The 17,959-nt window shown below is 70.2% G+C and carries 16 protein-coding genes; 4 read left to right on the forward strand and 12 right to left on the reverse strand.

The features are described 5' to 3' along the window. Positions 1-20: 20 nt before the first annotated feature. Both ribD and nrdR read right to left on the reverse strand, forming a co-directional pair. Positions 21-1,160: a bifunctional diaminohydroxyphosphoribosylaminopyrimidine deaminase/5-amino-6-(5-phosphoribosylamino)uracil reductase RibD gene (gene ribD, locus ETC07_RS08840; protein WP_136248147.1), complete on the reverse strand. Its 1,140-nt coding sequence runs from the start codon at positions 1,158-1,160 to the stop codon at positions 21-23. Next, the gene (gene nrdR, locus ETC07_RS08845) at positions 1,157-1,642 is read right to left on the reverse strand and encodes a transcriptional regulator NrdR (protein WP_136248148.1); all 486 of its coding nucleotides are present in this window, start codon (positions 1,640-1,642) and stop codon (positions 1,157-1,159) included. Before nrdR ends, ribD begins: the two co-directional genes overlap by 4 nt. Positions 1,643-1,762: 120 nt before the next feature. On the opposite strand from nrdR, the gene dsbG reads away from it, so the two are divergent. After that, a complete protein-coding gene (dsbG, locus tag ETC07_RS08850; RefSeq protein WP_136248149.1) occupies positions 1,763-2,512 on the forward strand; it encodes a thiol:disulfide interchange protein DsbG in 750 nt (249 codons plus the stop codon). 43 nt (positions 2,513-2,555) lie between these two features. Here the strand turns inward: dsbG and ETC07_RS08855 are convergent, their stop codons facing one another. The 7 genes from ETC07_RS08855 to ETC07_RS08885 form a co-directional block, all read right to left on the reverse strand. After that, entirely contained in the window at positions 2,556-4,298 is a 1,743-nt protein-coding gene (locus ETC07_RS08855; protein ID WP_136248150.1) for a SulP family inorganic anion transporter, read from the reverse strand. Beyond that, positions 4,295-5,560 (reverse strand): NAD(P)/FAD-dependent oxidoreductase, encoded by a 1,266-nt coding sequence (locus ETC07_RS08860; protein ID WP_136248151.1) that lies wholly within the window; start codon positions 5,558-5,560, stop codon positions 4,295-4,297. The genes ETC07_RS08855 and ETC07_RS08860 overlap by 4 nt, the downstream gene beginning before the upstream one ends. A 42-nt stretch (positions 5,561-5,602) precedes the next feature. After that, on the reverse strand, positions 5,603-6,472 hold the full coding sequence (locus ETC07_RS08865) for an MBL fold metallo-hydrolase (protein WP_136248152.1): 870 nt from the start codon (positions 6,470-6,472) through the stop codon (positions 5,603-5,605). A 211-nt stretch (positions 6,473-6,683) separates the two neighbouring features. Further along, a complete protein-coding gene (glyA, locus tag ETC07_RS08870; protein WP_136248153.1) occupies positions 6,684-7,949 on the reverse strand; it encodes a serine hydroxymethyltransferase in 1,266 nt (421 codons plus the stop codon). A gap of 155 nt (positions 7,950-8,104) precedes the next feature. Continuing rightward, positions 8,105-9,517: a hypothetical protein gene (locus tag ETC07_RS08875; RefSeq protein WP_136248154.1), complete on the reverse strand. Its 1,413-nt coding sequence runs from the start codon at positions 9,515-9,517 to the stop codon at positions 8,105-8,107. A gap of 145 nt (positions 9,518-9,662) precedes the next feature. Beyond that, positions 9,663-12,224, reverse strand: a complete 2,562-nt coding sequence (locus ETC07_RS08880; RefSeq protein ID WP_240724601.1) for an ABC transporter permease — start codon at positions 12,222-12,224, stop codon at positions 9,663-9,665. Beyond that, positions 12,221-12,937, reverse strand: coding sequence for an ABC transporter ATP-binding protein (locus tag ETC07_RS08885; RefSeq protein ID WP_240724602.1), 717 nt, complete (start codon positions 12,935-12,937; stop codon positions 12,221-12,223). The genes ETC07_RS08880 and ETC07_RS08885 overlap by 4 nt, the downstream gene beginning before the upstream one ends. Here ETC07_RS08885 and ETC07_RS08890 point away from each other — a divergent pair. Next, positions 12,936-13,700, forward strand: a complete 765-nt coding sequence (locus tag ETC07_RS08890) for an arylesterase (RefSeq protein ID WP_136248156.1) — start codon at positions 12,936-12,938, stop codon at positions 13,698-13,700. The genes ETC07_RS08885 and ETC07_RS08890 overlap by 2 nt on opposite strands. On the opposite strand, the gene ETC07_RS15675 is transcribed toward ETC07_RS08890, so the two are convergent. The 3 genes from ETC07_RS15675 to ETC07_RS08900 form a co-directional block, all read right to left on the reverse strand. Then, positions 13,687-13,827: a hypothetical protein gene (locus tag ETC07_RS15675; protein ID WP_168709205.1), complete on the reverse strand. Its 141-nt coding sequence runs from the start codon at positions 13,825-13,827 to the stop codon at positions 13,687-13,689. The genes ETC07_RS08890 and ETC07_RS15675 overlap by 14 nt on opposite strands. A 107-nt stretch (positions 13,828-13,934) precedes the next feature. After that, positions 13,935-14,825 (reverse strand): DMT family transporter, encoded by an 891-nt coding sequence (locus tag ETC07_RS08895; protein WP_136248157.1) that lies wholly within the window; start codon positions 14,823-14,825, stop codon positions 13,935-13,937. 50 nt (positions 14,826-14,875) lie between these two features. Continuing rightward, on the reverse strand, positions 14,876-15,145 hold the full coding sequence (locus ETC07_RS08900; RefSeq protein ID WP_136248158.1) for an Rdx family protein: 270 nt from the start codon (positions 15,143-15,145) through the stop codon (positions 14,876-14,878). 230 nt (positions 15,146-15,375) lie between these two features. On the opposite strand from ETC07_RS08900, the gene ETC07_RS08905 reads away from it, so the two are divergent. Both ETC07_RS08905 and ETC07_RS08910 read left to right on the forward strand, forming a co-directional pair. Continuing rightward, positions 15,376-16,458 carry a YkvI family membrane protein gene (locus ETC07_RS08905; protein WP_136248159.1) on the forward strand — a complete coding sequence of 361 codons (1,083 nt, stop codon included), beginning with the start codon at positions 15,376-15,378 and terminating at the stop codon, positions 16,456-16,458. A 66-nt stretch (positions 16,459-16,524) separates the two neighbouring features. After that, positions 16,525-17,838, forward strand: a complete 1,314-nt coding sequence (locus ETC07_RS08910; protein WP_136248160.1) for an MFS transporter — start codon at positions 16,525-16,527, stop codon at positions 17,836-17,838. Positions 17,839-17,959: the final 121 nt, after the last annotated feature.

Here is a 17,959-nt window from a genome sequence, read left to right on the forward strand (position 1 = left end):
CAACGTCGGCGCCTGACGCCTCACGCCTGGTGCGCCGGCCGGGCGGTGATCCGCCAATCGTGGCCCACCGCGCGGATATCGAGGATCTCCAGCGGCCGCTGCTCGGCCATGCGCTCGAGCCCGGGCAGGGCGAACAGCGGCCGCGCCTCGCCACCGAGCAGGGTCGGGGCGACGAACAGCTGCATCTCGTCGACCAGCCCGGCGTCCAGCATGGCCCCGGCCAGGGTCGCGCCGGTCTCCAGCAACGCCTCGTTGATCGACTCATCGGCGGCGAGGTGGTCCAGCAGGGCCGCCAGATCGACGCGGCCGTCCTCGCCCGCCGGCAACACCCGCACGTCGGCCCCCAGCGCCTCGAGGCGAGCCCGGCGCTCGGCGTCATGGCCCTCGACGGTGGCCACCAGCGTGCGGCCCGGCTCGCGCAGGCAGGCCGCCGCCTCGGGCAGGCGCAGCCGCGAGTCCACCACCACGCGCAGCGGCTGGCGGCCGGCGATGGCCTCGGCATCCGGCAGCTCGAGCTGCTCGGCACGCAGGGTCAGGCGCGAGTTATCGAAGATCACCGACTCCACGCCGGTGATCACCGCGCCGGAGCGGGCCCGCAGGCGTTGCACCTGGCAGCGCGCCGCTGCGCCGGTGATCCACTGAGACTCCCCGGAACGCATGGCGGTGCGCCCGTCGAGGCTCATCGCCATCTTCAACCGCACGAAGGGCCGGCCGGCGGCCATCCGCGAGACGAAACCGGGATTCAGGTCATGGGCCCGCGCCGCCAACAGGCCGACCTCGACCTCGATGCCGGCCGCCTGCAGCCGGGCGATGCCGCGCCCCGCCACCTGCGGGTTGGGATCGCGCATGGCCAGGACCACCCTGGCGACACCGGCCTCGACCAGCGCCGCGGCACAGGGGCCGGTGCGGCCGTGATGGGAACAAGGCTCCAGGGTGACGTAGGCCGTGGCGCCGCGCGCGGCCTCGCCGGCCGCGCGCAGGGCATGGACCTCGGCGTGGGGTTCGCCGGCTCGTGCGTGCCAGCCCTCGCCGACCCGGCGCCCGTCCTTGACCAGCACGCAGCCCACCCGCGGATTGGGATGAGTGGTATAGAGGCCGCGGCGGGCCAGCACCAGGGCGCGCGCCATCCAGTGTTCGGGCGAGTGAGCCACGGCGCTCATGATTCGCCGGACTCGTCGGACTGGAAGCTCGGTTCCTGGGCCAGTCGGTCGATCTCGGCACGGAACTCATCGATGTCCTGGAAGCGGCGATACACCGAGGCGAAACGGATATAGGCCACCTGATCGAGGCGCTTCAAGGCATGCATGACTTCCTCGCCGACGTCGCGGGCGTGAATCTCGCGTTCGCCCCGGGCGCGCAGCGTCTGTCGAATGCGCTCCACCGCGGCCTCGATCGGCTCGGCGCTCACCGGCCGTTTCTCCAGGGCGCGCAGCATGCCGGCACGTAGCTTGGCCTCGTCGAACAGCTCCCGGGACCCGTCGCCCTTGATCACCCTCGGCATCACCAGTTCGGCGGTCTCGTAGGTGGTGAAGCGCTCGCCGCAGGCCGCGCACTGGCGCCGCCGCCGCACCTGATCGCCATCGACGACCAGCCGAGAGTCGGTCACGCGAGTGTCGGAGGCGCCGCAGAAGGGGCAGTGCATAAGCAAGGTTCCGGGGTCGAGGACGATGTCGCCATATTGTAACGGTTTTGGCGGCGTAGCCCCAGCGAACCCCGGGGCCACATCGTTGTCAGCTAGGAGACCCATTCAAGGAGGATCGCCATGCTCGCCCTGCCCCGCGTCCTGTTGCCGGCCGCCCTGCTGCTGCCGCTCACCGCCGCCGCCGAGGAACTCCCGGCCCCGCTACAGGCCCTCGAGGCCGACGGCCTCACCGTGCACGGCCGTTTCGAGGCCCCCACGGGGCTGACCGGCTACGCGGCCAGCGCCCAGGGCCAGCCGATGACGGTATTCGTCACCGCCGACGGCGAACATGCCGTGATCGGCAACCTGGTGGACGCCGAGGGCGAGAACCTCTCCCAGGCCCCGCTGGACCGCCTGGTGCGCGGCCCCAAGGATGCCGAGACCTGGGCCGACCTCGAACAGGCGGCCTGGATCCCCGACGGCGAGGCGAGCGCCGAGCGCAAGGTCTACGTGTTCACCGACCCCAACTGCCCCTACTGCCGGCAGTTCTGGCAGGCCGCACGCCCCTGGGTCGAGGCCGGGAAGGTCCAGCTACGCCACGTCATGGTCGGCATCCTGGCCGCCAAGAGCCCACGCCAGGCGGTCTCGATGCTGGCCGCCGACGACCCGGCCGCGACGCTAGCCGCCCACGAGGCCGGCACGCCGGTCGAGGTCCTCGATTCCCTGCCCCGCCGCTGGGAGCTGGCCCTGCAGGATAACCACACGCTGATGAACAGCCTCAGCCTGGTCGCCACCCCGGGCATCGTCTATCGACAGGACGGCCTGCTGAAGACCGCCCAGGGCATGCCGCGCGACGGCAGGCTAAACGAGATCCTCGGCCCGCGACCCTGAGGCCGACTGCCGTGCCGGGCTCCCCGGCCATGGAACCCGACGATCAGGCCTGCCGCTCGGCCACCGGGCGGCAGGCCTCGGCCCCATGCAAGGCCTGCCAGGCGTCGAAGGTACTCAGGAAGATCCGCCCCTCGAGCGCTTGGCAGAAGTCGGTCGCCGCCAGGCGGTCCATCACCGGCCCCTTGACCTCGGCCAGGTGCAGCGCCACCCCGGCGTCCTTGAGCCGGCGGTTGATGGCCTCCAGGCTCTCCAGCGCCGAGGCATCGACGATATTGACCGCCTGACAGGCCAGCACGAGGTGCTCCAGGCCCGGCTGGCGTGCCGCCAGCGCCATGACGGTGTCTTCCAGATAGCGGGCGTTGGCGAAGTACAGGCTCTCGTCGATCCGCAGGATGGCCAGGCGCTCGTCGGTCTCCACCTCATGGCGACGCACGTTGCGGAAGTGCTCGCTACCGGGCACCCGCCCCACCACGGCGCTGTGCGGGCGGCTGGTGCGATAGAGGTGCAGGCCCACCGACAGCGCCACGCCGGCCAGGATGCCGCTTTCCAGGCCCTGTGCCAGGGTCAGCACCAGGGTCGCCAGCATGGCCGCGCCGTCGGCCCGGGAATAGGCCCAGGTACGGCGAATGGCCGGCAAGTCGATCAGCCCGCCGACGGCGACGATGATGGTGGCGGCCAGCGTCGCCGTGGGCAGGAAGGCCAGCGGCGCGGTCAGGGTCAGGGTCGCCATGGCGATGCCAAGTGCGGTGAAGGCGCCGGCCAGCGGCGTGGCGGCGCCGGCCTCGAAGTTGACCACCGAGCGCGAGAAACCGCCGGAGACCGGCGCGCCGCCGCTCACCCCGGTGCCTACGCTGGCGAGCCCCAGGGCGATCAGTTCCTGATTGGGATCGATCCGCTGGCGGCGCTTGGCGGCCAGGGTCTGCGCCACCGATACCGACTCCACGAATCCCACCAGGCTGATCAGCGCCGCCGCGGAGGCGAGGCTCGACCACAGCCCCGGCTCGAGGCTCGGCAGCGCCGGCGACGGCAGCCCTCCCGGGACCTCGCCGATCAACGCCACGCCATGCTCCCCGAGCCCCAGGCGCCAGGCCAGCAGGCCGCTGACGATCACCGCCGAGATCGGGGCGGCCTTGGCGGCGAGCTCGGCGACCATGGCCGGCAGCCCCAGGCGGCCCAACCCGCCTCGGAGATAGCGCCGGCACCACAGCAGATAGCCCCAGGTGCCCAGGCCGATGGCCGCCGTGGCCGGATGCAACTCGCCCAGCGAGCCCACCAGCGCTACGCCCCGCTCCAGCATGTTGCCGCCCGCGGCCTCGATCCCCAGCAGGTGGGGTAGCTGGCTGACGGCGATCAGCAGCCCCGAGGCGCTGACGAATCCCGAGATCACCGGATGACTCAGGAAGTTGGCGAGAAATCCCAGCCGCAGCAATCCCATCGCCACCAGCAACGCCCCGGAGAGCGCCGCCAGCACCAGCGACGCCCCGACATACTCGGCACTGCCGGGCGCGGCGATGCCGCCCAACGCCGAGGCGGTCATCAGCGAGATCACCGCCACCGGCCCGACCGCGAGGGACGGGCTGGTGCCGAACACGGCATACAGCAGCAGCGGCAACAGGCTGGCGTAGAGGCCCATCTCCGGCGGCAGGCCGGCCAGCTGGGCATAGGCCAGCGATTGCGGCACCAGCATCAGGGTGACGATCAGCGCCGCCAGCAGGTCCCGGGCCAGGGTGTCGCGTCGGTAGCCGGGCAGCCAGCCGAGCAGTGGTATCCAGCGTGACGGCGTCATCGGTCGCTCGCGTTCCGGCGGGCCGGCCGAGCCAGCCATTCATGCCCCTTGAGCATCAGGTTCCAGTACAGCCAGGGCAGCTGCCTGGCCTTGAGCCACCAGGCCAGGCGGGTCGGTTGGGTGCCGTCGTTGAGCCAGCGCGGGAAGGTCTGTCGCACCTCGCCGCCGTAGACGAATTCGGCCAGCACGACGCGCCCGCACTCCACCGTCAGCGGGCAGGAGCCATAGCCGCTATAGGCCGCCGTCGGGGGTTCGTCGTCCAACGAGGCGATCAGGTTCTCGGCCACCACCGGGGCCTGGACGCGTACCGCCGCGGCGGTCTTGGCGTTGCCGGTGCCGCTGACGTCGCCCAGCCCGAACACCGCCGGGTAACGGGTATGGCGCAGCGTCTCGGGGGTCAGGTCCAGCCAGCCGCCCGGGTTGGCCAGCGACGACTCGGCGATGAAGGCCGGCGCACGCTGCGGTGGCACCACGTGCAGCATGTCGAAGCCGCGCTCCTCGATCCGCTCGCCGTCCTCGCCACCGACCACGAAACGCGCGGTGCGCGACGGCCCGTCCACCGCGACCAGGCGTTCGCCGTAGCCCGCCTCGATGCCGTAACCGTCGATATAGCGCTGCAAGGCCGGCACGTAGTCGGGCACGCCGAACAGCGCCGCGCCGGCGTTGCAGAAGCGGACCTCGATGTCGTCCAGCCGCCCTTGGCGGCGCCAATGATCGCAGGACAGATACATCGCCTTCTGCGGCGCGCCGGCGCACTTGATCGGCATCGGCGGCTGGGTGAACAGCGCCCGCCCCCGCCGCAGCGACTGCACCAACGACCAGGTGTAGGGCGCCAGGTCGAAGCGGTAGTTGGAGGTCACCCCGTGCTGGCCGAGCGTCGCCTCCAGGCCCTCGATAGCGCCCCAGTCGAGCACCAGCCCCGGCGCCACCACGAGCCGGGTATAACCCAGCCGGCGACCGTCGCCCAGGGCCACCTCACAGGCCTCGGGGTCGACCCGCTCGACATGCGTGGCATAGCGGGTCGCCCGCCGAGGAATCACCGCGTCCATCGGCCGGCGGGTGGCCTCGGGCGAGAAGATGCCGCCGCCGACCATCGTCCAGCCGGGCTGGTAGCTATGCATCTCGGCGGGTTCGACGATGGCGATGTCCAGGTCGCCGCGGCGTTTCAGCAGGCTCGCGGTGACGGCGATGCCGGCCGCGCCGCCGCCGATGACGACGATATCGTGGCGAAGCGCCGGGGATTCCATGGACGCATGGGGCATGACGGCCTCCAGATGGTGGCGTTGTGGGGAGCGAAGGGTGGCTCAGAGGCGGTCGAGCGGCACCTTGAGGTAGACCTGCCCATTGTCCTCGGCGGGCGGCAACCGGCCGGCGCGCATGTTGACCTGCACCGAGGGGATGATCAGCCGCGGCATGCCCAGGGTCGCGTCGCGCTCGGTGCGCATGCGCACGAACTCATCCTCGCCGACGCCTGCGTGTACATGGCGATTATGGTGGCGCTGCTCGGCCACGCTGGTCTCGTGGCGAAACGCCTCGCGCTCCGGCGTCTTGTAGTCGTGACACAGGAAGAGCCGGGTATCGTCGGGCAGCGCCAGCACCTTGTGGATGGAACGATAGAGGGCACGCGCATCGCCGCCGGGGAAATCGCAGCGTGCCGTGCCGTAATCGGGCATGAACAGGGTATCGCCGACGAAGGCCGCATCGCCGATCACGTAGGTCAGACAGGCCGGCGTGTGGCCCGGCGTGTGCAGCACCCGCCCCTCGAGGCCGCCGATGGCGAAGGTGTCGCCCTCCTCGAAGAGTCGATCGAACTGGCTGCCATCCCGGGCGAACTCGCTGCCGGCGTTGAAGGCCTTGCCGAAGATCTCCTGCACCTCGACGATGCGCGCGCCGATGCCGGTCCTGCCGCCGGTCGCCTCCTGCAGATAGGGCGCCGCCGAGAGATGATCGGCATGCACATGGGTCTCGAGCAGCCACTCGACGCTGAGCCCTTGCTCCTCGACGAAGGCGATGATCGCATCGGCGGAACGCACGTCGGTATGCCCGGCCGCGTAGTCGAAGTCGAGCACCGAATCGAGGATGGCACAGGCGCGAGACGCCGGATCACGGACCACATAACTGAAGGTGCTGGTGGCCTCGTCGAAGAAGGCCGTGACGATCGGGCGTTGAGTCATGGCATGCCTCCGTTGGCAGCGGGAATGGTAGGCCGGGGCGCGATGCCGGGCCGGCCGATGCCCGCATCATAACAAGGCATAAGGTTATATCATTATACTTATTTTTTATATTAGGAAGGTCGCTAGATAGCCGCGCGCCATAGCCGGCCCCAAACGCGAGCGCCCCGCCCCGGAAACCGGGACGGGGCGCTCCGCGCGGATCAGGCGCCGATCAGCGGTAGACCGGGAAGCTCGCGCAGACGGTCTCGACCTGGCCCTTGACCTCGGCCTCGATGGCCGCGGTGTCTTCGCCCTTGGCCAGCACGTCGAGGATGTCGCAGATCCAGCCGGCCAGCGTCGCACACTCGGCCTCGCCGAAGCCGCGGGTGGTCACCGCCGGGGTGCCGATGCGCAGCCCGGAGGTCACGAACGGGCTCTGCGGGTCGTTCGGCACGGCGTTCTTGTTGACGGTGATGTGGGCACGCCCCAGGGCGGCATCCGCGTCCTTGCCGGTCACGCCCTGCTTGACCAGCGACAGCAGGAAGAGGTGGTCCTCGGTGCCGCCGGAGACGATGTCGAAGCCACGCTCGATGAACACCCCCGCCATGGCCTGGGCATTCTTGACCACCTGCTGCTGGTAGGTCTTGAACTCGGGCGCCATGGCTTCCTTGAAGCACACCGCCTTGGCGGCGATGACGTGCTCCAACGGGCCGCCCTGGATGCCCGGGAAGACCGCGGACTGCAGCTTCTTCTCGATGGCCTCGTCGCCCTCGGCGGAGAGGATCAGGCCGCCACGCGGGCCGCGCAGGGTCTTGTGGGTGGTGGTGGTGACCACATGGGCATGGGCCAGCGGGCTCGGATAGGCCCCGGCGGCGACCAGGCCGGCGATGTGGGCCATGTCGACCAGCAGGTAGGCACCCACCGCGTCGGCGATCTCGCGGAACTTGGCCCAGTCGATGATCTGGGAATAGGCGGAGAAGCCGGCGATGATCATCTTCGGCTGGTGCTCGCGGGCCAGGCGGGCCACCTGGTCGTAGTCGATGCGGCCGTGCTCGTCGATGCCGTACTGCACGGCGTTGTAGTGCTTGCCGGAGAAATTCGGCTTGGCGCCATGGGTCAGGTGACCGCCGGCATCCAGGCTCATGCCCAGCACGGTGTCGCCGGGCTTGATCAGCGCCTGGAAGACGGCGCCGTTGGCCTGGGAGCCGGAATGCGGCTGGACGTTGGCGTAGGTGGCGCCGAACAACTCCTTGGCGTAGTCGATGGCCAGCTGCTCGACCACGTCGACGTACTCGCAGCCGCCGTAGTAGCGCTTACCGGGATAGCCTTCCGCATACTTGTTGGTCAGCTGGCTGCCCTGAGCCTCCATCACCCGGGGGCTTGCGTAGTTCTCGGAGGCGATCAGCTCGATGTGTGCTTCCTGACGCGTGCTTTCCTTGCGCATCGCATCGAACAGGGCATCATCGAAACCGGCAATCTGCATGTCACGGCTGAACATCGGCGGGAAACCTCGCATCAACGGAGAAATCGAAGGCCGTCATCATACCCCAGCACCCGGCGGCTTTCACTTGAAACCCCGTCATGTGGCGCCCCATGATTTCTCATCTCATGTTCAGAAATTCTGAAGGCAGGCCCACCGCCATGCCCACGCGATCAACGCGTCTCCACTTCCATCGACAGTTTGCTCGGCAGGCCCAGCGGGTCGGCGGTGAGCGTCCTGGCGTCGCTGGCAGCCGGCAGGGTCAGCCGTACCGTCAACTCGCTGGCCTGGCCTTCCATCATGTCCACCAGGCCATTCAACAGGCGGCCGACCCGCGGCCCGAGCATGGTGCCGAAGCCCTTGGCCTGAGTGCGTGCCTGCTCGAGCGCCTCGGCCTCGCCGATGCCGCGGCTGGCGGCCATCACCGCCGGCAGCCGAGCGAACAGCCCCAGCTCAGAGAGCGTCGTCTCGATGCGCCCGCCGAGCAGCGTCATGTCACTCGGGTCGGTCATCGTGGACAGGTAGGCCTGCGGATCCACGCCTTCCGGCAGGCGCACCGGCAGCTCGGTGTCGAACCGCCAGCGGAAGGCATCATCGGCGGTGACCATGCCCTCGCCCGTCAACAGGCTCTTGCGGCCCAGCGCCTCCCAGCCGCCATCGAACTCGCCGTCCAGGCGCAGCTGACCGCTGCCGCCGGTCAGCACGTTGCTGGCCAGGCGTAGCTGGGTCCGCTGCGCGGCCGGCGCCCGCTCGATCATCCGCGTCAGATCCAGGTCGAGGGCCTCGAAGCGCGCCCCGCCTTCGCCGTCACGCAGGTTGCCATCGACGCTCAGGCTCTCGAGATCGGCCACCAGGCGGTCGGACTCGATGGACAGCGCCTCGAGCCGCAGGCCATCCAGGCTCGGCCCCTCGCCGTCATCCGCCAGGCGTCGCATGCCGTCCAGCTCAAGCGAGGCCAGCGTGAGGTCGGCAACCCCCATCTCGTCGAGGCCTTCGCCGTGCCCCGCGATGCCATTCGCCTCCAGGTGGCCGATGGCCTGGGGCGACAGCTCGCTGGCCTGCAGCCGCTCTATCGTCAGCCAGCCATGGGGCGATGCTTGCCCCCCAAGGACCTTCTTGCCGTCGGCGGAGGTGACGGGGGCCGACTCGAGTTCCAGGCGCAGGCCCTCGGCGGTCAGCGCCTCGGCATCGAGATCGGCCCCGTTCCAGCGACCCTCGGGCCATGGCAGCGGCCCACTGGGCTTCTCGAGACGCAACCGCTCGACGCTGAACATGCCGGCCTCGCGGCCACCGCCTTCGAGCCTGACACCCTCCATGACGACCGCGTCGGGGGCGTCGTAGTCGCCCTCGACGACATACCGCGCCACTCGCACCCGGGAACCGTCGTCCTCGACGAAGCTCAGGTTCTCGGCGGTGGCATCCCCACCGAGCAGGCCGTCGGACAGCTCGCCGATCGTCAGCTCTCCCGGCGCAGCGGCGAAGCGCGCGCGGAGATCGGCTTCGAGGCGCTCGGCATCGGCCTGGGCCGCTGCCCACGGCAGAGCGGCCAGCATGGCGGCGAGCACGGCGGCTCGGGATGGATTCATGCGCATCGGGTTCACCTCCCTGGTGATGAGCCGCGGGGCATCGCAATGCCTCGCGGATACGGCAAGGGTCATGGTCGTCGATCTCGGGCGTTCGCGACGACCCGTCGAGTATGCCCCACTCCGCCGTCGATCGCTCGTCGGGGGCTCAAGTCTCGCCGAGCAACCCCAGGCTCTCCGCCGGCGCCCGGCGTCGAATGTCCCGCGACAACCACTGGCCGATGGCACCGACCAGCAGCGCTCCGCCCAGCGGCAACAGGCCCCATAGCCAGGGATGCCAACGCGGCGTCAGGTCCAGCCAGCCACCATACAACCCGGCCGCGGCCAGCTCGGCCAGCGCCGCGGCGAGCAGGCCACTGGCCAGCCCCAGCAAGGCATATTCGGCGCCCTGCACCCGCCACAGCAGGCGATCGCCGGCGCCGAACACCCGTAGCAGCCCGGCCTCGTGGGCACGCACCGGCAGGCTGGCGGCCAATGCGGCATGCAGCACGCTGATCCCGGCCAGCAGCACCAACACCAGCACCAGCTCCACGGCCCGGGTGACCTGGGAGAGCACCTCGCGGACCCGCTCGAGGATCGCCTCCACGTCGAGCAGGGTCACACCGGGGAAGTCGCGTACCAACCGGCCCAGCACCGCACTGTCGCCGGATTCGAGGTGGAAGGCGGTGATGTAGCTATGGCCGAAACGCTCGAGCACCCCGGGCGGGAAGATCACGTAGAAGTTGGGCCGGAAGCTGTCCCAGTTCAGCTCGCGCAGGCTAGTGATCTCGCCCGCCACGCTGGCGCTGCCGATGGTGAAGGTCAGGGTGTCGCCGAGCTCCAGGCCCAGCCGCCCGGCCAGCCCGCTCTCCAGCGAGATCGGCACCGGCGACGCCGCCTCGTCGCCCGAGACCGCGCCGGCGTCGAACCAGTCCCCCGCCACCAGACGATTGCCCTCGGGCAGGTCGGCACGCCAGGTCAGGTTGAGCTCTCGGCGCAGGGCGTTGTCGCCCCGCGCCTCCGGCGGCACCGACTCGCGGGGCGCGTCGCCGTCGATCGCGGTCAGCCGCCCCCGCACCATGGGATAGAGATCGCTACGGCCCTCGGCGGCCTCGCCCAGGGCGGCGGCGAAGGCGTCACGCTCGTCGGGCTGGATGTTGATGGCGAACTGGTTAGGGGTGTTCTCGGGCAGCTGCTCGCGCCAGGCATCGAGCAGGTCGCCGCGCACCAGGGCGATCATCGCCATGGCGAACAGCGCCACCGAGAAGGCCAGCAACTGGCCGAGGCTGGCCGCACGGCGCCGGGCCAACTGGCGCCCGCCCAGACGTAGCGCCTGTCGCGGCCCCGCCCCGCCGCGGGCCGGCAGTCGGGAGCACAGCGCCAGCAGAGCGCTCAGCAACAGCCCGCCCAGCCCCCACAGGATCGTCAGCGCCAGCCCACCACCCAGCAACAGCGCGCACGCCAGGATGGGGTCGCCGGAATACAGCCACAGCAGGGCGCCGAACACCAGCGCCGCGGCGCCCACCACCCACCAGGCGGAGGCCGGCAGCGGGTCCAGCTCACGGCGCAGCACCTTGAGCGCGCTGACCCGGCGCAGGCGCAGCAGGGTCGGGCCGGCAAACCCGGCCAGTACGGCCAGGGCGGTGAACACCCCAAGCGCCAGCGGCATCGGCCCCGGCGGCGGCAATTCCACCGCCAGCAGGCTGCCAAGCAACGCCAGCAGCAGCGCCTGCCCGGCCAACCCCAACAGCGCGCCCAACGCCGAGGCCGCCAGCGCCAGCCACAGCAACTGTAGGGCGAACAGCCGTACCAGCTCGGCCTGGCGCGCGCCGAAGCAACGCAACAGGGCCGCGGTGTCCAGGTGACGCTCGACATAGCGCCGGGTGGCCATGGCCACCGCCACCCCGGCCAGCAGCACCGCGGCGAGCCCGGCCAGGCTCAGGTAACGGTCGGCACGGGCCAGCGCGCTGCCGAGTCGCGGCCGGTCGCGGCGCACGTCGCGCACCTCCACCCCTTCGCCACGCAGCCGCTCGAGGCGTGGCGTCACGGCCTCTACCGCCGCAGGGGAGCCGGCGGCCAACAGCTCGTATTCGATGCGCGAGCCGGGCTGAATCAGGCCGGTGGCCTCCAGATCGGCGACGCGCACCATCAGCCGCGGGTTGAAGCTGCCGAAGCCGGCCGAGGGATCGGCCTCGCGCTCGATCACCCCGCTCACCTCGAGCTCGGTCTGCCCCAGCCGCAGCCGGTCGCCGATCTCGAGATCGAGTAGCATCGCAAGGCGCGGGGCGACCCACGCCGTGCCCCGAGCGGGGCCGCTGGGCCGCGCTTGCGCGCCCTCGCCGAGATCGACCACGGACTCGCCGTAATGCGGATAGGCGGCGTCCACCGCCTTGACGCTGACCGGCTGGAAGGCCTCACCAAAGCTGACCATCGACACCATGTCGACCTGATCGGAGAGCGTCAGCCCGGCGTCCTCGAGCGCACCGCGCAGCGAGGCATCGAAGGGCCGCGACTGCTCGAGGACCACGTCGCCGCCCAGCAGCTGCCCGGCCTGGCGGGTCAGGCCGCGCTCCAGGCGATCGAGGAAGAAGCCGATCATGGTGGCGGCGGCCACCGCCAGGGTCAGGGCCACGAACAACGCACGCACGTCACCGGCGCGCAGGTCTCGACGGAGCCCTTTCCAAGAGAGCCGCACGGCATGGCCGAGCGCCCGGTATCGTGGCCTCATCATGCGCCGACCTCCTCACGCGCGATCGGCTCGAGCCGGCCGTCGACGAGCCGCAGCGAGCGGTCGCAGCGCCGCGCCAGGGCCAGGTCATGAGTGACCAGCACCAGGGTGGTGCCGGCCTCACGATTCAGGGCGAAGAGGCTGTCGATGATACGCTCCCCGGTGGTGGGGTCGAGGTTGCCGGTGGGCTCATCGGCGAACACCAGCTCGGCGCCGGTGACGAAGGCGCGGGCCAGGGCCACGCGCTGCTGCTCGCCGCCGGAGAGTTGCTTGGGCAAGTGGTCGAGGCGCTCGCCGAGCCCGACCCGACCGAGCCAGTCGCGGGCGCGCGCCTCGGCGTCAGCGCCCGGGGCAAGCTCCAGGGGCAGCAGCACGTTCTCCAACGCGGTCAGGGTCGGCAGCAGCTGGAAGTTCTGGAACACGAAGCCGACCCGGCCGGCCCTGAGCCCGGCACGGCCGTCCTCGTCGAGCGCGCCGAGCGGCTCGCCGAACAGCTCGAGCTCGCCGTCGCTCGGCGCGTCGAGCCCGGCCAGCAGGCCGAGCAGGGTCGACTTGCCCACCCCGCTCTGGCCGAGGATGGCGAGACTCTCGCCGGGGAACACCTCGAGGTCGAGATCGTTCAGAATGGTCAGCGAGCGCTCGCCGCTCTCCACCCGCTTGTTCAGGTGGGCGGCGCGTAGAATCGGACCGGACATTGCTGGCGAGGAGTCAAACATGAGAAAGCGCATCCCTGTGGGTCGGGCACGAGGCATCCTGGCGCGACAGCTCATCCGGGCCCTGACGCTGCTGGTACTGGTGGCCGCGCCGGCCGCCGCCGACGAACGCCCGCGAGTGCTGGTGATGGGCGACAGCCTGAGCGCCGCCTACGGCATCGAGCGCGAGGCCGGTTGGGTCAGTCTGCTGTCTCGACGGCTGGAGGGAAAGGCCCGGGTCATCAACGCCAGCATCAGCGGCGAGACCAGCGGCGGCGGTGCGGCCCGACTACCCGACCTACTCGAGCAACACGCCCCGGACCTGGTGCTGCTCGAACTCGGCGGCAACGACGGCCTGCGCGGCCTGCCACCGGCACAACTGCGCGCCAACCTGGCGGGCATGATCGAGGCAAGCCAGGCCGCCGGCGCCGAGGTGCTGTTGCTCGGCATCGATATCCCACCCAACTACGGACCGGCCTACCGCGATGCCTTCACCGCGGTCTATGACGAGCTCGCCGAACGCTTCGGGGTCGCGCTGGTGCCCTTCCTGCTGGAAGGCGTGGCGCTGGACGATTCCTTGATGCAGGACGACGGCATCCACCCCACCGCGGCGGCCCAACCGACCCTGCTCGATAACGTCTGGCCCACGCTGGAGCCACTGCTGAAAGACGCCGGCATGGCGTTGGCGACAAGGGCTGACACGGCGCGCGCTCCACGACCCGCCACGGGCCTGCTCGTCGCCTTGTACGCCGGCGCCCCTCAGTCCCCTCGACTCACCGGGAGGTGAACAGGAACTTGGCCAGGCTCGCGATGCCGAGCCCCAGCAGCGTCAACAGGGCGATGCCGATCACCGGCATCGCCCACCCCATCGCGCCCATCATCATGCCGCAGTCGTTCGCTGTCATATGCATCATCAGGTGCCTCCATCGGCCATCGGTGATCAACCACGATGATCGCAGCCTGGTGCTGCACACAGGTCAATGACGCCGTCGATGAGGCATGTCAGGCCCGCCCTTGGGCCTCAGCTCGCGTCCGGCGAGGCCGGCGCCTTCTGCCATTGCTGCAGGGCCAGCCCGCCGAGGATCAGCACCAGCCCCACCAGGGTCGAGGGCCGGATCGGCTCGCCGACGACGACATACAGCAGCAATAGCGACACCGGCGGCGACAGGAAGATCAGGTTGGAGACCTTGGCGGTGCGCGACACCGTGCCCACCGCCATCTGCCACAGCACGAAGGCGATACCCATCTCGAACAACCCCACGTAGATCCCGGCGGCCAGCCCATCGACGCCGTGCCACTCGAACCCCGGCCCCAGCAGCAACAGCAGGGTCAGCACCGGCACCCCGACGCTGAAGTTCTGCCACTGAGCGACCAGCGGCGGGCGATGGTCACGCACATTGAACAGCCAGTAGAACGCCCAGATCAGCGTCGAGACCAGCGCCAGGCCGACGCCGAGCGGATCGGCGAAGGCCACCTCGAACACCTCGCCGCGGGTGGCGATCACCCACACGCCGCCGTAGGCGACCAGCCCGGCCAGCGCGTCCATGACGGTGAGCCGCTGGCCGAGGATCGGCACCGCCAGCAGTGCCATGGCCAGCGCCCAGGTGTAGTTGAGCGCCATCGCCTCCTGGCCCGGCAGGCGATCATAGGCGGCGAACAACACCAGGTAGTAGGCCACCGGGTTCATCAACCCGGCCCAGGCGGCGGTCCGCCAACCGCGCCTGAGCGCCTCGCCGAGCAGCCCACGGCGTACCACCAGCGCGCCGATCAGCGCCCAGGACACCAACGCGGCGAGCCACATCAGTTCCAGCGGCGTCATTCGTTCGAGCGCCACCTTGAAGGCGGTGGCCACGGTGGACCACAGCGCGACGGCGCCCAGCCCGTACAGCATGGCACGACGATCCGATGTCATGATGTCTCCCTGTCGTTATCGGGCGGCGACGAGCCGCCACCCGCGGCCGATTATCGGTCGATATGCCCCAGATCCCGCACCGGATCGAGGCGGTCGCGCACCTGTCGCTTGAGTGCCTTGACGTCGGGGAAGCCGCCATCACGCTTGCGCTCCCACAGGCTCTCGGCGCCGCAGAATATCTCGAACTCACCGCCATGGGACGGCACCAGGCTGACCTCCTCGAGGTCCTCGCCGAAGGTCGAGAGCAGCTCCTGAGCATACCAGGCGCTGCGCAGCAGCCACTGGCACTGGGTGCAATAGTGAATTCTGATATGTGACACGATCCTTCCCTGTCGCAACGCTGAGTGTGGACACCTCATCCTAAGGCAAGCGCGCGGCACTGTCTGCGCCGCCCCCCTCCTCGATGACCGCCCCCTCCCGCGCCCGCTCGGCCGCGCCTACCACCTTTGGCGAAGATACGCCGAGAAACCTCGTATCCTAAAATAAACCCCGTTGCCTATAAGAAATACATAGGCCCATCGACCTATATCAGCAAGGAATCCAGCGCATCATGTGGAAAATACTCAAACTGGCCAGCGCTTTCATCGGCGTCATCGTGGGGGCGGGCTTCGCCTCGGGCCAGGAGGTGCTGCAGTATTTCACCAGCTTCGGCCACTGGGGCACCGCCGCGGCGGCGGTCGCCACGGCGCTGTTCGCCTATCTCGGCATGATGCTGACGCGGCTGGGCAGCCGCCTTCACACCCGCTCCCATCGGGACGTGATCTATCGAATCAGCGGCCGCCATATCGGGCGCATCGTCGACTACGTGATCATCTTCACGCTGTTCGGCGTGGGCGTGGTGATGATCGCCGGCGCCGGCTCGATCCTCGAGCAGCAGTTCGGCCTTCCGCCCGCCGTGGGCAGCGTGCTGATGACGGTGCTGGTGGCCCTCACGGTGATGCTCGACGTCGAGCGGGTGGTGGCGATGATCGGCAGCATCACGCCGCTGCTGGTGCTGGCGCTGGTGGCGGCCTGCGGCTATAGCCTGCTCACCCTGGAGCGCGGCTTCGACGAGCTGGCACCGGTGGCCGAGGCGCTGCCCTCGACCCTGCCCCACTGGCTGGTCTCGGCGATCAACTATGTGTCGTTCAACATCGCCGTGGGCGCCGCCATGGCGCTGGTGATGGGCGGCGCCGAGGAAGACGAGCGCATCGCCGGCTGGGGCGGGCTGCTCGGCGGCGCGGGCATCGGGGTGCTGATCCTGGTCAGCCACCTGGCGCTGTTCTCCCGGGTCGAGGCGGTGGCGGGCTACCCGATGCCGATGCTCTCGATCATCGACGGCATCTCGCCGTGGCTGTCGACGTTCATGTCCTTCATCCTCTTCGGCATGATCTTCAGCACCGCCACCAGCATGTTCTACGCCTTCATCGCCCGCTTCGTGGCGCTGCGCACCCCCGCCGCCCGGCGCTTCGGCCTGGCGACGCTGGCGGTCGGCTTCGTGGCGAGCTTCGCCGGCTTCACCCAGCTGGTGGCGTTCTTCTATCCGCTGATCGGCTACCTGGGGCTGTTCCTGGTCGGCGCCCTGTTGCTGGCGCCGATCACCCAGCGTCGCGGGGCGCCGCTGGCCGCTAGGCCCGACGGCGGGCGCGGCTAGTCGAGGTGACAAGGGCCGGCGATGTCGCAACAATGTCGTTCATTACCGACGGCGAAAGGAGCGACCATGGCCGCCCCCGAGATCAGCCAGACCCGCCTCTTCGAACGGCTCACCGGTGATGAAGACAGCCGGATGTGTCGGGACATCCCCGACGAGGCCTGCCGGGAGCAGCCGCGCAACTTCTTCCTGCATCTGGTCGCGTCGCTCGGTAACAAGCTGGCCGATGAGCTGGCGAGCGCACGGCTGGTGCTGCCCTGGCTGCTCGGGGCGATCGGAGCACCGGTGTGGATGGTCGGCCTGCTGGTGCCGATCCGCGAGGCCGGCGCCCTGCTGCCCCAGGTCTTCGTGGCCGGTCTGATCCGCCGCCGCCCGGAACGCAAGGGCATCTGGGTGGCCGGCGCCATGTTTCAGGCCCTGGCCGCGGCCGCCCTGGCCGTGCTCGCGCTGTTCGGCCGTGGTGGGCTCGGCGGCACCCTGGTGCTCATCGCGCTGGTGGCGCTCTCGCTGGCCCGCGGGCTGTCGTCCATCGCCACCAAGGACGTGCTGGGCAAGACCATCGCCAAACGGCGCCGCGGCACCCTGATGGGCTGGAGCGGCAGCCTGGCCGGCGCCGCCACGCTGGCCGCCGGCGCCGTGTTGATGGGCTTCGGCGACCGTCCCGGCGAGCTCGCCCTGGCCGCGCTACTGGCGGTGGCCGCCCTGGGCTGGGCACTGAATGCCGCCTGCGCCGCGCTGATCCACGAGGTGCCCGGCGCGACCCAGGGCGGCGACAGCATCGCCTCGACGCTGCGCGAAGGCCTGCGCCTGCTGCGCGAGGACCGTGCCTTCCGGCACTTCAGCCTGTCTCGGGCGTTGCTGCTGTCGAGCGCCCTGGCGCTGCCCTACCTGGCCCTGCTCGGCCAACGTCAGGGCGATAGTGAGCTCGGCGGCCTGGGCCTGCTGGTGATCGTGTCCGGCGTGGCCGGCATGCTGGCAAGCCCCCTGTGGGGCAAGCTCGCCGATGCCTCGAGCCGCCGCGTGATGCGCCTCGCCGCCCTGGGGACCGCGGTATGCTGCAGCGCCGGGGCGCTGCTGAGCTGGCTACCCGGCGCCTGGACGGCCAGCGTCTGGCCCTATGCCCTGCTCTATGCGCTGCTGGTGATCGTCCACGCCGGGGCGCGGCTGGGCCGCAAGACCTACGTCGTCGACCTGGCCGGCGCCGAAGATCGCGCCCTCTGCGTGGCCCTTTCCAACACCCTGACCGGCGTGCTGATGCTCGTCGTGGGCGGCCTGGCCGGGGCACTGGCGCAATGGCTCGGCGGCGGCGCCCTGCTGCTGGCGCTGGCGGCCACGGCGCTGGCGGCCGCGGCCAGCACCATGCGGCTGCCGGAGGTCGAATGAGCCCGTCCGGCGTTGAAGGTCGAATGAGCCCGTCCGGCGTTGAAATCCCGAGCCCGGCTAGCCATGATATTCGGCCACGGGGCGGCGCCTGGCGCGCCGCCCATCACGCCCCCGCGACAGG

The organism is Halomonas borealis, assembly GCF_004798905.1.
Classification (GTDB): domain Bacteria; phylum Pseudomonadota; class Gammaproteobacteria; order Pseudomonadales; family Halomonadaceae; genus Halomonas; species Halomonas borealis.

What these genes read in the sequence shown, in the direction of transcription:
- ETC07_RS08910 (WP_136248160.1), top strand. Translation starts at nt 16,525, where the DNA reads ATGGCCGCCCCCGAGATCAGCCAGACCCGCCTCTTCGAACGGCTCACC.
- ETC07_RS15675 (WP_168709205.1), bottom strand. Translation starts at nt 13,827, where the DNA reads ATGATGCATATGACAGCGAACGACTGCGGCATGATGATGGGCGCGATG.
- ribD (WP_136248147.1), bottom strand. Translation starts at nt 1,160, where the DNA reads ATGAGCGCCGTGGCTCACTCGCCCGAACACTGGATGGCGCGCGCCCTG.
- ETC07_RS08905 (WP_136248159.1), top strand. Translation starts at nt 15,376, where the DNA reads ATGTGGAAAATACTCAAACTGGCCAGCGCTTTCATCGGCGTCATCGTG.
- ETC07_RS08875 (WP_136248154.1), bottom strand. Translation starts at nt 9,517, where the DNA reads ATGAATCCATCCCGAGCCGCCGTGCTCGCCGCCATGCTGGCCGCTCTG.
- ETC07_RS08860 (WP_136248151.1), bottom strand. Translation starts at nt 5,560, where the DNA reads ATGCCCCATGCGTCCATGGAATCCCCGGCGCTTCGCCACGATATCGTC.
- ETC07_RS08865 (WP_136248152.1), bottom strand. Translation starts at nt 6,472, where the DNA reads ATGACTCAACGCCCGATCGTCACGGCCTTCTTCGACGAGGCCACCAGC.
- ETC07_RS08895 (WP_136248157.1), bottom strand. Translation starts at nt 14,825, where the DNA reads ATGACATCGGATCGTCGTGCCATGCTGTACGGGCTGGGCGCCGTCGCG.
- glyA (WP_136248153.1), bottom strand. Translation starts at nt 7,949, where the DNA reads ATGTTCAGCCGTGACATGCAGATTGCCGGTTTCGATGATGCCCTGTTC.
- ETC07_RS08885 (WP_240724602.1), bottom strand. Translation starts at nt 12,937, where the DNA reads ATGTTTGACTCCTCGCCAGCAATGTCCGGTCCGATTCTACGCGCCGCC.
- ETC07_RS08890 (WP_136248156.1), top strand. Translation starts at nt 12,936, where the DNA reads ATGAGAAAGCGCATCCCTGTGGGTCGGGCACGAGGCATCCTGGCGCGA.
- dsbG (WP_136248149.1), top strand. Translation starts at nt 1,763, where the DNA reads ATGCTCGCCCTGCCCCGCGTCCTGTTGCCGGCCGCCCTGCTGCTGCCG.
- nrdR (WP_136248148.1), bottom strand. Translation starts at nt 1,642, where the DNA reads ATGCACTGCCCCTTCTGCGGCGCCTCCGACACTCGCGTGACCGACTCT.
- ETC07_RS08855 (WP_136248150.1), bottom strand. Translation starts at nt 4,298, where the DNA reads ATGACGCCGTCACGCTGGATACCACTGCTCGGCTGGCTGCCCGGCTAC.
- ETC07_RS08880 (WP_240724601.1), bottom strand. Translation starts at nt 12,224, where the DNA reads ATGATGAGGCCACGATACCGGGCGCTCGGCCATGCCGTGCGGCTCTCT.